We start from the raw sequence: 12,298 nt of genomic DNA on the forward strand, positions 1-12,298 counted from the left end.
AGGCCCCGCATTTGGCGGGGCTTTTTTTGTTTCGCAAAGGGGATTATTTCTTCTCAAAGTGGTAAAATGAAAATATAAGAAACAATGGGGGGTAGTGATATGGCAGAAAAGAAAACAGCAAAAAAGGGTGCAGTAAAAGAAGCAAAACCCGCTAAAGCGGTTAAGGAACCTAAAGCGGTAAAAACAGTAAAACCGGCGGCAAAACCAATCGCGAAAAAAGACGTTTACCTAGAATACTTCGATTTTAAAAAAACTGACACCTTGCTTGACCTTGCTTGCGGCGACGGCGCATTTTTAGCCGAGGCCGCGCCTAAAGTAAAAAACGCCGTAGGCCTGGACTGCAGCAGCGAGCAGCTGGCTTTAGCGGCGGAGGCTCTTAAAAAAACCAAAAAAGTAACTTTGATTGAGGGCTGGCTGCAAGACGCGCATTTTGACGCCGCTTCTTTTGACAAAATTTCAATGAGAAACGCCATCCGCAACCTTAACAACCACGAAAAAGGCGTGCTTATACATAAAGCCAGCCACTGGATAAAGCCGGGCGGTATTTTTGTGGTGGAAGATATTATAACAAGCTTTGCCCTGCACAGAAGAGACGAACGCCACGAAATGATTGAGGCAGAGGGCCAACAGTATTACGGCGCCAAGTGGACGGACATGCGCGACGCTTTCTACCACGACCTTTACCACTCTAACCCCAGCGACCTTTCGCTTATGATGCACCACTTTCTGTTTACCGGGTTTAACGTGTTGAAGATAATCAAACACACATCCTGCGTTTGCACAATAATCGTACAGAAATAATTAAAAAGCCCCGGCGGTTGCCGGGGCTTTTTAGTATAAAACAGTTTGTGTTACGGGTAAACGTCTTCTCTATATGTATAGCCGGAGTTTTCAACGCCTTTGCAGATAGCGCGCCCGGTAGGGGTATTAAATGTGTAACATATTTTATCTGTAACAGTGCCGCCGCCGTCAATATGTATGTAAAACATATACAACTTGTTTTCGTTCTGTATTCTGTATGTGTAAATGCTTGCTACCGGGGAAGAGACTGAGATTTCATAGTTAAAGTTCTTCGTTTTATAAGTATGGCTTTCCGAGTCCCAGGTGCCGCCGGTTAAATCTATATCCAAAGCATCTAAATACTCCGCCGTTGAGGTCAGTCCGTTTGCCAAAATATATCTTTGTATAGCGTCCTCAATATTTTTGGTTACCAGCAACCCTTCGGCCGAGCGGCTCTTTTCCACCGCTTTGGTGTATTGCGGCAGCGCAATCGCCGCGAGTATGCCTATAATAAGCACTACTACAAGTAATTCTATCAGCGTAAAACCTTTTTTCATATTCCTCCCTTTGGGTGTAAAATACTACATTAATTATACAGAATAAAAAGCTGAAACTGACAACAAGCAATTGTAATTTAATAATAAAAAACACGGTCTTAAAAGGCCGTGTTTTTATTTTAAAACTATAATCTGAACGATACGCCCGGCCCTAACGGCAGTCCAACTATTACCCATATGGCAAATAATATTGTCCACACAATAAGGAATACTATTGAATACGGTATCATGGTAGACACCATAGTGCCTATACCGGCGTTCTTATCATACTTATTAAAGAAAGCCAAAATCATGGCGAAGTATGACATCATGGGAGATATTATATTAGTAACACTGTCGCCTATTCTGTAAGCGGCCTGCGTGGCCTCGGGCGTATAGCCCAGCAGCATAAACATAGGTATGAAAACAGGCGCCATAATAGCCCATTTCGCGCTGGCGCTGCCCATAAACAGGTTTATGGCGGCCGACAAAAGTATAAATATTGTCATTAAAAGTATGGGGTGCATGCTCATAGACTGCAAAGCGTTAGCGCCCTTAATAGCGAATATAAGGCCAAGGTTAGTCCAGTTAAAATACGCCACAAATTGCGCAGCAAAAAATACCAGCACCATATAACTGGCCAGTGTTCCCATAGATTTAGACATATAACCTACAACAGTGCTCTCGTTTTTAATAACACCTGCGCCCAAGCCGTAAGCTATACCGGCTAAACCCGGTATTATGAAGATAAACGCTACTATAGAGTTCATAAAAGGCGATTTTAGCACACTGCCGCCGGGGCCTCTTAAAATGCCGTTTTCCGGCAGTACAGACAAAACCAGCAGTACTATACATATTACACTTACAACAGCCGCCCATATCATGCCGCGTTTTTCTTCTTTAGTAAGGGCTTCCAGGTGTTCGTCTTTTTCACCTGTGTATTTACCCAGGCGGGGTTCCACAATCTTCTCAGTTACAAAAGTACCGGCCAAGGTTATAAAGAATGTGGATACAAACATAAAATAATAGTTACAGGCTGGGCTTACAGTGTATTCAATATATTCAGGCAAAATCCTGGCTGCTTCCTGTGAGAGGCCGGCAAGCAGCGGGTCAATAGTGCCAAGCAGCAAGTTGGCGCTGTAGCCGCCCGATACACCGGCGAAAGCCGCGGCCAAACCCGCTATAGGGTGCCTGTCCACCGACATAAAAATAATAGCGCCCAGCGGCACTAAAAGTACGTAGCCTATTTCACTTGCGGTATTGGAAAGAACGCCGCAAAATACAACTATCATGGTAATTAAAGCTTTAGGCGCGGCCTGCACTATTGTGCGCAGCACCACTCTCATAAGGCCGCTGTGTTCGGCTATGCCTATACCCATAAGGGCCACAAGCACGGTGCCCAAGGGGGCAAAGCCTGTAAAATTGGTTACCATTTTTGTAAGGATTAACTGTAAGCCATGCGCGCTTACAAGGTTAACTACGGGGATTACTTTGCCTGTTGAGGGGTGCAGCGCTTCTACGCCAAATATAGCAAGTAGCCAGGAAAGCAGTATTACTAACAGCGCCATACCCGCAAAAAGTACTACCGGGTGGGGAAGTTTATTACCAACAACTTCAATTATATTAAGGAACTTAAAGACTAAGCTTTGTTTAGTTTGAGTTTGTTCCATCAAGACCTCCAAAAAGAAAATACTCTATAGGGTACCTTATTTTTTGCCTTTTTTTCAAGGAAAACTAACTTTTTGTATTTTTAAATACGCAAAAACCTACCCTGTGTTAACTAAAATACACACGGTAGTTTTTACGCTTAATCTACGGCGGTAATATAAAGGGGCTTTTTACTGCCAATTTTTATATAATTAAGGTAATAAAGATAATTCAAAAAGGGGTGTGAAGATGAAAATCCATTCTATTACCGTACAACCTAACTTACCTGAGAACATTAAATTTTTAGAAGAACTTGCCGACAACATGTGGTTCAGCTGGAACTGGCAGGCAATATACCTGTTTTACAAAATAGACCCAAAACTATGGAGCAAGAGCAAACGCAATCCCAAATGGTTTTTGGGTACTATTGACCAAAGCAGGCTTGAAGAAATAAGCAAAGACGCTGACTTTCTGGCCCACCTTAACTATGTAAAAGACCTTTTTTACAAATACAAAGAGACCGACTTTTGGTACAAACAAAATAAAAAAGAACAGGAACATAACTTTTTAACAGCCTATTTCTCTATGGAGTTTGGCATAGGCGAGGGCCTGCCCATATATTCCGGCGGCCTGGGCATGCTAGCGGGAGACCATATTAAAAGCGCAAGCGACCTGGGGATGCCGTTAATCGGCGTAGGTTTATTTTACCAGAGAGGCTACGTAAAGCAGGTTTTAAACCGCGACGGCTGGCAAAACGAAGAGTACCCGGAGAACGACTGGGCACATATGCCTGTTGAGCGCGTGAAAGACGCCAACGGCGGCGAGCTTAAAATAGCTATAGAATTAGGCAAAGAAATTATTTACGCCGGCGTCTGGGCAGTATCTGTAGGCGTAACCAAGCTTTACCTTTTAGACACAAATTTACAGGAAAACACGCCTGAGCAACGTGTTATAACAGAATCTCTTTACGGCGGTGACAGAGAAAACAGAATACGCCAGGAAGTTGTGCTTGGCATAGGCGGCGTAAAAGCGCTTAAAGCCATGGGCATTACCCCCACCGTTTACCATATTAACGAGGGGCACTCCGCCTTCTTACTGTTCCAAAGAATCATAGACATGATGACGGAACACAAACTTACCTACCAGCAAGCGTGCGACGTGGTTTGGGCAACATCAGTATTTACAACCCACACGCCTGTTATAGCCGGCAATGAACATTTTGACCCCGCTTTAGTACGCAAATACATGGAAGTTTACGCGCAGAAAATGGGCCTTAACTGGGAAGACTTTGTAGCTATAGGTAAAGATGAACCCAATGCCCCCACCTTCTGTATGACAGTGGTAGCGTTAAAATTGGCCGCCTACCTTAACGGCGTATCAGCCTTACACGGCAGAGTGTCGCGCGAAATGTGGGAAAAAGTTTGGCCCACATTACCCGTGCAGGAAGTGCCTATAACCAGCATTACCAACGGCATACACAGCGCCAGCTGGATAAGCCATGAAAACGCAGAGCTGTACCAAAAATACAGCTTTAACGGCGCGGATATTAACCATACCGACATTACCAAAGCCGAAACATGGGCCGGCATAGACAATATTCCCAATAATGAATTCTGGCAAGTACATAATATAAGAAAAGAAAAGCTTATAGACACAGCCAGAAAGCGCCTTAAACACCAGCTTAAACGCCAGGGCGCAGACGATACTTTGATAAACAAAGCGGGCAAAATACTGAGCGCGGATAAACTTACAATAGGCTTCGCGCGCCGCTTTGCCACATACAAACGCGCCAACCTTTTGTTTAGAGATTTAGAAAGATTGGACCGCATAGTCAATAACCCCGACCGCCCGGTACAATTTGTATTCGCGGGTAAAGCCCACCCGGCTGACACGGCGGGTAAAGAGTTTATTAAATACATAGCTAATATACAAAATGACCCCCGCTTTGCCGGCAAGTTAATTTTTGTAGAAGACTATAACATGAACCTGGCCCGCTACATGGTACAAGGCGTGGACGTATGGATGAACAACCCCATCCGCCCCTTAGAAGCCAGCGGCACCAGCGGCATGAAGTCCGCCTTAAACGGCGCGCTAACACTGTCTGTACTGGACGGCTGGTGGGACGAAGTGGGCCCGTGCGACTTTAGCTGGTCAATAGGCGGCATTGAAAACTATAAGACAGACGCTGAAAGAGATTTTGTAGAATCCGAAGCTTTGTATAACATTATAGAGCAGGAAATTGCGCCTACTTATTATGATAAAGACGCCAACGGCATACCCAACACATGGATTGGCTATATGAAGAAATCTGTCAAAACAATCGCCCCTGTGTTTAACACGCACCGCATGGTACGCGAATACTATGACAAGTTTTACACCAAAGCGCATTACTTCTTTAACCTCTTAAGCCAAGAGGGCAAACTGGCGGAAATTTCCACCCAGAGAGTAGCCATAGCTTCCAACTGGTACCGTGTGTCTATAACAGACATCAGCCCCAAACTGGAAACAGAACTTAAGATAGGCGACTCTATGAAAATAAGGGCCAGAGTATTCTTAGGCGCTTTAAAGCCTGAAAACGTTAACGTGCAGTTACTGCTTGGCGTACGCGGCACAACGGGCGATATTATATCAGGCCAACTTACCAACATGCAGCACGTTGATATGGAAGGCGACGCTTATATTTATGAAATAAACTACGTGCCCCAGAACAGCGGCAGGCAGGATTATTCCATACGTGTAATGCCCAATATCCCCAACGTACCTAACCAGTACACACCGCTGTTTATACGCTGGGAAAACTAATTATTTAAATAATAAGGGCGGGGGTTCCCCCGCCCTTTGTTGTTACGTATACCCCCCCTTTCTCCCTTTCGTAAAGGGAGTACCGGCACAGCCGGGGAGGGATTTAATGAGTGAGGTACGAACTTTGCCGCGTCGTAGCAAAGCGAAGACGGGCGCCGTTAATAAGTGCCGTTATAAAATAAAGTGCCTTATATATCAACTAACCATGAACATAGTATTAATCAACCCAGAAATACCTTTTAACACGGGCAACATAGGCCGCAGCTGCGTTGCCACAAACTCCGTTTTGCATTTGGTGGGCAAGCTGGGTTTTAAAATTGAAGATAAAGAAATACGGCGCAGCGGGCTGGACTATTGGGCCAACCTTAAATATAAAACATATAAAGATTTTGAAGAGTTTTTAGCGACTGTAGATAATACAGAAAATATGTTTTTCTTTTCTACCAAAGGTGAAAAAAGCCTTTGGGACATTAACTTCCCCAAAAACAGTTATCTTATATTCGGCTGTGAATCGGCGGGGTTTCCTAAAGAAATTTACGAGACCTACCGTGAAAAGCTGTATCACATTCCCATGGGCGGGCCGGTAAGGTCTCTCAATCTGTCTACAAGCGCGGGCGTAGCACTATTTGAGGCGCTGCGCCAAAACAGGTAGCTACCAGTTTACCAACTTAACGCCTTTTACCGGTAATATTTCCTTTTTACACTTGTTCATACCTGTGTTTATAAGCGGGTCAACTTCTGTTATATACTGCGGGCTGCCAAGCATATCTTGCAGTACGGACGCCTGTGCAACGTAGTGGCCCTCGCCAAATACGGCAAGCACAGTGTCATAGCGGTTAAGGGCGGCGGCGATATTTTTAAGCATAAAAGGGTCTCTGGCGTGAAAGTCTTCGTCCTCGCTAAGGCGGTTGGTTATGTAGCCTTTTGACGACGGATAGTTAAGTTTATTATTAGCGGTAAAAGTAACAAGGTCCGTTTTAGCAAACTCCATATCAAAATTTTCTAAAAACCAATTTTCAAAATCTTTTACCGTAAACATCGCGCCAAATTTAGAATTGTACCTTGTTGCTTTAAAATCTCTTACCTGTTGCTCAGCGTTTGGCGTGTCGCCAAAAAACATTTGGGCGCTTTTGGCGTTGTTTATCATCCACCTGCCTTGGAAATCGTAATAGCTGTACAGTTTTTTATCCAGCACTAAAGTTTTTAAAACGTCCTCACGCGCCAGGTCCGCCTTTACTACGGGAATACCGCGCTTTTGCGCTTCAAAAGCGGCGTAGACACCGCCAAACTTATCGCATTTATTGGCAGTTTTCCATTCTCTTCTAAATTCCACCACGGCTACTTGGGGGCATAGGTATCAAAAGAGTGTTGTATCATTTGCAGGCTTGCCATGTCATAATGCTTTTCGGCAACATAAATAAGTTTTTTATCGTCTTTTGTATATATGGCTATGTAAGGCTGCGTGCGCCCCTCTTCGGCCATGGCCTGGCCGCCTGTTTCAAAGGTAACCAGTTTGTCCATATCGGGCTTATACGTCTGTAAAGGGTTACAGGCGAAGAGTAAAAAAGCAGAAAGCGGTATAATTATCTTCTTCATATTCTCATGATAACATTTTTAAAAATTTTTCTCCCTTTCGTAAAGGGAGAAAAACATCCTAAGCTTTTAAAGATTTAACCATAAGCGAAAATGCTTTTTTGCGGTGGCTGATATTATTTTTTTCTTCCGCGGTCATTTCGGCCAAAGTTTTACCTGCGTCTTTTACTATAAACAGCGGGTCATAACCAAAGCCGTTGGTCCCCTTATACTTTTCCCCTATAAATCCCTCTAATATACCCTCAATTGTGCTAATTCCCCCGTCAGGCTTGGCGTAACAAGCAACTGTTTTAAAACGCGCGGTCCTCTTTTTAAGCGGTATGCCGTCAAGATCTGAGAGCAGTTTTCTGTTGTTGTCTTCCGCGCTTTTACCCGCGCCCGCGTAGCGGGCGCTTATCACGCCGGGCATACCGTTAAGCGCGTCTACTTCCAGGCCGGTATCATCGGCCAACGCGGGCAGCTTGGTAAATTTAGCGGCGGCGACGGCCTTTATTATAGCGTTTTCCTCAAGAGTTGTGCCCGTCTCTTCAGGCAGCGTAAAACCGGGGAAGTCTTTTAAAGTTAAAAACTCTATCCCCGTCAGGTTTTCGGCGTGCAGTATTTCTTCTAACTCGCGCACTTTATTTTGGTTTTCCGTGGCTATTACTATTTTCATATTACCCCTAAAAAAGTGGAATCTATTATATAATTCTAGTATATGAAAATAGTAATAGCTATACCAACACTTGCCATGGGCGGTGCGGAAAGACTGGCCGTACTGCAGGCCCGTGAATTTGCCAAAAACGGCCATAACGTTACTATACTAACCGCCTATAATAAACCTGATTTTTACACAGTACCGCCAGAGGTTAACCGTGTACACCTTAACCTGCCGCACGTGCATGCCTCCTTTTGGCACAGAGCACGCGTGGCGGCTTATGTTGCAAAAACACTGCTAGGCATATTGCCGGACGTGCTTATATCGCACATGATGTTCAACGCTTCTCTCATAGGCATAATACTGGGCATAAAAACAATTTTTGTAGAACACCTTGTATTAAATACAGAAACGCTTACTTTTACAAAACGTTTTGTATTAAACAAGGCGCACGCCTGCGTTTTTTTATCCGAGCGTGACCGCATAACATTTAACCGCCTTAAATTTAAAAGCCGTTGTGAGGTTATTTATAACCCCGCTATAAAACCGGAACTTGAAGAAGACGTGCTGCCGCCGTTTATGAAGCCGTCTCTCAACGCTGTAGCCGTAGGCCGCCTGGTACGCCAAAAAGGTTTTGATATACTTATAAACGCCTGGGCCGAGGTTGCCAAAACGGAACCCGACTGGCACCTCAGCATAGTGGGCGAGGGGCCGCAGCTGAGCGAACTGCAAGACATCATACAAACAGCGAACCTGGAAAGCAAAGTAACTTTAGCGGGTTCTTACCACAATATTGCGGCGGTATATAAAAACGCCGATATCTTTGTATTATCCTCCCGCTCTGAGGGCTTTCCGCTTGCGCTGTGCGAGGCCATGAGCTGGAACGTACCGCCCGTAGCCTTTGACTGTGAAACAGGCCCCAACGTTATAATACGCGACGGCGAGGACGGCGTGCTTGTCACTGATTTAAACGCGGACGCGCTGGCAAGAGCAATAAAAGATTTTATTAAAAACACTCCCCTGCGCACCCAGTGCGCCCAGGCCACCGCTGAGGTTACGGAAAGATTCAGCCTGCAAAAATATATAGACGCATATGAATTTTTATTTAAAAACTAATCCGCACCCATGCAAAATATCATAGAATTAATTAATACCTAAAAAGGAGATGTTATGAACACCTGGACAAAATTTATAGAAACAATAACCCCCCAGATCAAAACCATGGGCTGGGAGTTACTTACAATAGTCGGCCATATCTGTCTTGCTTTACTGGCTTTAGTAGTGGGCCTCTACCTTTCCCGCCTGGTAAACACATATGTTAAAAAAGTTTTAAATAAAATAGATTTTGACTCTCGCACCTCTAAAGTAGGCATTAACGAAATGTGCGTACGCTTCGGCTTTGGCAAAAGCCCCACTCATATTTTGGCCTTTGTACTCTCTTGGGTTGTAATGATAATCGCCATTATCTACGCCGCAAAAGCGTTAAACCTTAACGACGTGCAGATATTGTTAGAAAAATTCTTAGCTTTCCTGCCTAAACTTTTTGTATCCATACTTATACTGTTCGCCGGGCTTTTATTTGGCAAGTTTTTGGGCAACATTATTGAAAACTCTTCAAAAGCCAACAACCTTGGCGGCGGCCTGATAGTAGCCAAAGGCGTAGAAGCTTTTATGGTACTGTTCACCGCGCTTATCGCCCTAGAAAACCTGGGCGTAGCAACAAAACTGGTTAACAATGTTATTTTGGTACTCTTGGCCTCTATGGGTTTAGCGTTTGGCATAGCGGTAGGCCTTGGCGCCAAAGACACTGTGGCAGAATTTATAAAAAACTCAGTAAACAAAAAATAAAACTCACAAACAAAAATCCCCGCCAACCCGGCGGGGATTTTTTTGTTTTCCTCTCCCTCTTAGGGGATAGCGTAGCATGCATATATCAAGATGTAGAGGAGGCCAACGCCAAAGGCGGGCTTGGTGAGGGTGATGCACACAAACATATTGCTGTAAAGCTTAACTTGAAAATTTTAATTAATAACAGCAGAAATACCCTCACCTGCTTTTTTGCATGCTGCTTTGCAGCAAACAACGCAAAAAAACTTCCTCCCCCTAAGAGGGGGAGGAGAACAAAACAAGTGCAGTTAAGTAGTTATAAAATGCTGTTATAGAGGCGAATTTCACAGGATTTTGAGTAGATTTTTTATTTTCTTCCGACGATATTCAAGTAGCGGAGCTACGGTGAGGAGGAAAAAATAAAAAATCTGCCAAAAGCCGAAGAAATTCTTTACCGCTGATGAAACCCAAGCGAACACCGTGAGCGCAATCTGGAAGACGCGAAGCGAAAAAAGCTTTTATTTCGTTTTTACTAATTTGCCATCATCCATAGTATAAACCGTATCAGCGTAATTAACCGCCTGCAGGTCATGCGTTACCATAATTATGGTAATGCCGCTTTTGGCAAGTCTGGCAAAATCTTCAAACACAAAAGCTTTTTTATGGGCGTCTAAATTGCCGGTAGGCTCGTCGGCCAAAATTAAAGCGGGGTTATTGCGCATAGCGCGGGCCACGGCGCCGCGCTGCTTTTCACCGCCGGAAAGAAGCGACGGCATTTTATCAGCCATCTTTTCTAAACCAAACGACGCCAGCAGTTCTTTAGCCTTACCGTCTCTTTTTTTACCGGCCATAATGGCAGGCATATTTACGTTCTCTATAAGCGTAAAATCAGGCAGCAGGCCGTCAAACTGAAATACAAAACCCATTCTTTTAAGGCGCATGGCGGATTTTTGGTTCTCCGAAAGTTTAGTCAACTCTTTACCGTCAAAAACTATACTGCCCGATGTAGGCGTATCAAGCATGCCTATCATATTAAGCAGCGTGCTTTTACCGGAACCGCTGGGCCCTACCAAAACAATAAATTCGCCTTTTTTTACCTCAAGGTTTACATCTTGCAGAACATGCAGGTCTTCTGTGCCTTGGCCGTAGATTTTTGTTAAGTTTTTAATTTCAAGTATTTTCATATTATTATCCGTTTCTTATAGCTTCGGTAGGTACCACGGCCGAGGCGCGCACCGCTGGGTAAAGCGCGGCCAAAAAGCATAACGCCACCGTGCCGCAAACTACTTTTATAATATCGCTTACTTCAAGTATTACAGGTATTTTGGTTATATAGTAAATGTCGCCCGGCAGCTCAAATAAGCCCGAAGACGCTATAACCCAGCACAGCCCAAGCGCCAGTACAATACCACATATTATGCCAAACACACCTATCAGCATACCTTCTAATATAAAAATACGCAGTATGCTTACCGGTTTCGCGCCCATGGCGCGCAGTATGCCTATGTCTTTTATTTTTTCTGTGCCCAACAAAATTAAGTTAGACGCTATGTTTAAAGCCGCCACCAAAATTATTAAAGATAGAATAATAAACATGACAACTTTTTCCAGCTTTAAGGCGGCGTATAAAGTGGAGTTCATTTCCGCGTAAGTACGCACGGTGTAGGCGTCACTAAAAAGCGGTTTAATAAGCTTGGCAATTTTATCCGCTTTATCAATATTTTCAAGTTTTACAGACAACGCGTCCGCCCCGTCCGGCAAGTCCAAAAACTCGCCCGCGTCTTTTAGGTTTGTATAGACTATGCTTGTGTCAAACTCGTAATAACCCGTCTTAATAATGCCGGACACTCTAAACTTTTTCATTTTAGGCACCATAGCGGCGCTGGCGGCTATGGAAGACGGTGAAATTAAAACCACGTCATCCCCCACCCACAAACGCAAGCTTGTGGCAAGCTCCGCCCCCAGCACAATGGCGGCAGGCGCGGCGGCCTCGCCCACGCGCTTAACAGCCGTGTAAGAGCCCGCTTCAAAAGACGTGTTGAGATTATTTATTTTACCCTCAAGTTCAGGGTCCAGCCCGCGCAGCATTACACCCATAGAGGCATTGTCATGGTTTATTATAGCCTGTCCCATTATATTGGGCGCGGCGGCTATTACGCCGGGCAGTTGTTCTATTTCTTTTATTTTTTGGGAATATTCTTCACGCGTCATATGGCCGGCAACTAAAATGTGGCTTTGCGCGCCTATGACTTTATTTTTGATATCGGTTTGAAAGCCTGTCATAACGCCAAGCGTGGTAATAAGCGCCGCAACGCCCACCGCCACACCGGCCACGCCAATAATAGTGGTGACGAGGGCAAAAATGCCCTTACGTTTGGCAAAAAGATAACGTTTAGCTACAAAAAGTTCAAATCCCATTGTTATATTATACAATTTGCGAGGGCAGACTTTAAAAATAATACGTAATAATTTGTTA

The 12,298-nt window shown here is 44.4% G+C and carries 12 protein-coding genes; 5 read left to right on the forward strand and 7 right to left on the reverse strand.

The window, feature by feature from the left end; all coding sequences use genetic code 11:
* The first annotated feature begins 99 nt into the window (after nt 1–99).
* The gene (locus AAIR98_RS09195) at nt 100–801 is read left to right on the forward strand and encodes a class I SAM-dependent methyltransferase (RefSeq protein ID WP_423971897.1); all 702 of its coding nucleotides are present in this window, start codon (nt 100–102) and stop codon (nt 799–801) included.
* 50 nt (nt 802–851) lie between these two features.
* On the opposite strand, the gene AAIR98_RS09200 is transcribed toward AAIR98_RS09195, so the two are convergent.
* Together AAIR98_RS09200 and AAIR98_RS09205 are read right to left on the reverse strand one after the other, a co-directional pair.
* Nucleotides 852–1,337, reverse strand: coding sequence for a type IV pilin protein (locus AAIR98_RS09200; RefSeq protein ID WP_423971898.1), 486 nt, complete (start codon nt 1,335–1,337; stop codon nt 852–854).
* 125 nt (nt 1,338–1,462) lie between these two features.
* Nucleotides 1,463–2,986 carry an AbgT family transporter gene (locus tag AAIR98_RS09205; RefSeq protein WP_423971899.1) on the reverse strand — a complete coding sequence of 508 codons (1,524 nt, stop codon included), beginning with the start codon at nt 2,984–2,986 and terminating at the stop codon, nt 1,463–1,465.
* Between the two features lie 226 nt (nt 2,987–3,212).
* Here AAIR98_RS09205 and glgP point away from each other — a divergent pair, with 226 nt between their 5' ends.
* Together glgP and AAIR98_RS09215 are read left to right on the forward strand one after the other, a co-directional pair.
* Nucleotides 3,213–5,765, forward strand: a complete 2,553-nt coding sequence (glgP, locus tag AAIR98_RS09210) for an alpha-glucan family phosphorylase (protein ID WP_423971900.1) — start codon at nt 3,213–3,215, stop codon at nt 5,763–5,765.
* A 205-nt stretch (nt 5,766–5,970) separates the two neighbouring features.
* Nucleotides 5,971–6,417 carry a tRNA (cytidine(34)-2'-O)-methyltransferase gene (locus tag AAIR98_RS09215; RefSeq protein WP_423971901.1) on the forward strand — a complete coding sequence of 149 codons (447 nt, stop codon included), beginning with the start codon at nt 5,971–5,973 and terminating at the stop codon, nt 6,415–6,417.
* On the opposite strand, the gene AAIR98_RS09220 is transcribed toward AAIR98_RS09215, so the two are convergent.
* Genes AAIR98_RS09220 through AAIR98_RS09230 form a run of 3 tightly spaced genes read right to left on the reverse strand, consistent with a single transcriptional unit; the run spans nt 6,418 to nt 8,013 of the window.
* Complete coding sequence (locus AAIR98_RS09220) at nt 6,418–7,098, reverse strand: hypothetical protein (protein WP_423971902.1); 681 nt, start codon at nt 7,096–7,098, stop codon at nt 6,418–6,420.
* A 5-nt stretch (nt 7,099–7,103) separates the two neighbouring features.
* Nucleotides 7,104–7,361, reverse strand: coding sequence for a hypothetical protein (locus AAIR98_RS09225; protein WP_423971903.1), 258 nt, complete (start codon nt 7,359–7,361; stop codon nt 7,104–7,106).
* A gap of 58 nt (nt 7,362–7,419) precedes the next feature.
* Nucleotides 7,420–8,013: an XTP/dITP diphosphatase gene (locus tag AAIR98_RS09230; RefSeq protein ID WP_423971904.1), complete on the reverse strand. Its 594-nt coding sequence runs from the start codon at nt 8,011–8,013 to the stop codon at nt 7,420–7,422.
* Between the two features lie 42 nt (nt 8,014–8,055).
* On the opposite strand from AAIR98_RS09230, the gene AAIR98_RS09235 reads away from it, so the two are divergent.
* Together AAIR98_RS09235 and AAIR98_RS09240 are read left to right on the forward strand one after the other, a co-directional pair.
* Nucleotides 8,056–9,111, forward strand: a complete 1,056-nt coding sequence (locus AAIR98_RS09235; RefSeq protein WP_423971905.1) for a glycosyltransferase family 4 protein — start codon at nt 8,056–8,058, stop codon at nt 9,109–9,111.
* A 54-nt stretch (nt 9,112–9,165) separates the two neighbouring features.
* Nucleotides 9,166–9,843: a mechanosensitive ion channel family protein gene (locus tag AAIR98_RS09240; RefSeq protein ID WP_423971906.1), complete on the forward strand. Its 678-nt coding sequence runs from the start codon at nt 9,166–9,168 to the stop codon at nt 9,841–9,843.
* 497 nt (nt 9,844–10,340) lie between these two features.
* Here the strand turns inward: AAIR98_RS09240 and AAIR98_RS09245 are convergent, their stop codons facing one another.
* Nucleotides 10,341–11,006, reverse strand: coding sequence for an ABC transporter ATP-binding protein (locus AAIR98_RS09245; RefSeq protein WP_423971907.1), 666 nt, complete (start codon nt 11,004–11,006; stop codon nt 10,341–10,343).
* 4 nt (nt 11,007–11,010) lie between these two features.
* A complete protein-coding gene (locus AAIR98_RS09250) occupies nt 11,011–12,240 on the reverse strand; it encodes an ABC transporter permease (RefSeq protein ID WP_423971908.1) in 1,230 nt (409 codons plus the stop codon).
* Nucleotides 12,241–12,298: the final 58 nt, after the last annotated feature.

It is taken from the genome of Elusimicrobium simillimum (assembly GCF_049639735.1).
Taxonomy (GTDB): Bacteria; Elusimicrobiota; Elusimicrobia; order Elusimicrobiales; family Elusimicrobiaceae; genus Elusimicrobium; species Elusimicrobium simillimum.

Excerpts from the sequence above, each read along its gene's own strand:
- AAIR98_RS09230 (WP_423971904.1), bottom strand. The coding sequence starts at position 8,013 with ATGAAAATAGTAATAGCCACGGAAAACCAAAATAAAGTGCGCGAGTTA.
- AAIR98_RS09245 (WP_423971907.1), bottom strand. The coding sequence starts at position 11,006 with ATGAAAATACTTGAAATTAAAAACTTAACAAAAATCTACGGCCAAGGC.
- glgP (WP_423971900.1), top strand. The coding sequence starts at position 3,213 with ATGAAAATCCATTCTATTACCGTACAACCTAACTTACCTGAGAACATT.
- AAIR98_RS09215 (WP_423971901.1), top strand. The coding sequence starts at position 5,971 with ATGAACATAGTATTAATCAACCCAGAAATACCTTTTAACACGGGCAAC.
- AAIR98_RS09240 (WP_423971906.1), top strand. The coding sequence starts at position 9,166 with ATGAACACCTGGACAAAATTTATAGAAACAATAACCCCCCAGATCAAA.
- AAIR98_RS09200 (WP_423971898.1), bottom strand. The coding sequence starts at position 1,337 with ATGAAAAAAGGTTTTACGCTGATAGAATTACTTGTAGTAGTGCTTATT.
- AAIR98_RS09250 (WP_423971908.1), bottom strand. The coding sequence starts at position 12,240 with ATGGGATTTGAACTTTTTGTAGCTAAACGTTATCTTTTTGCCAAACGT.
- AAIR98_RS09225 (WP_423971903.1), bottom strand. The coding sequence starts at position 7,361 with ATGAAGAAGATAATTATACCGCTTTCTGCTTTTTTACTCTTCGCCTGT.
- AAIR98_RS09205 (WP_423971899.1), bottom strand. The coding sequence starts at position 2,986 with ATGGAACAAACTCAAACTAAACAAAGCTTAGTCTTTAAGTTCCTTAAT.
- AAIR98_RS09195 (WP_423971897.1), top strand. The coding sequence starts at position 100 with ATGGCAGAAAAGAAAACAGCAAAAAAGGGTGCAGTAAAAGAAGCAAAA.
- AAIR98_RS09235 (WP_423971905.1), top strand. The coding sequence starts at position 8,056 with ATGAAAATAGTAATAGCTATACCAACACTTGCCATGGGCGGTGCGGAA.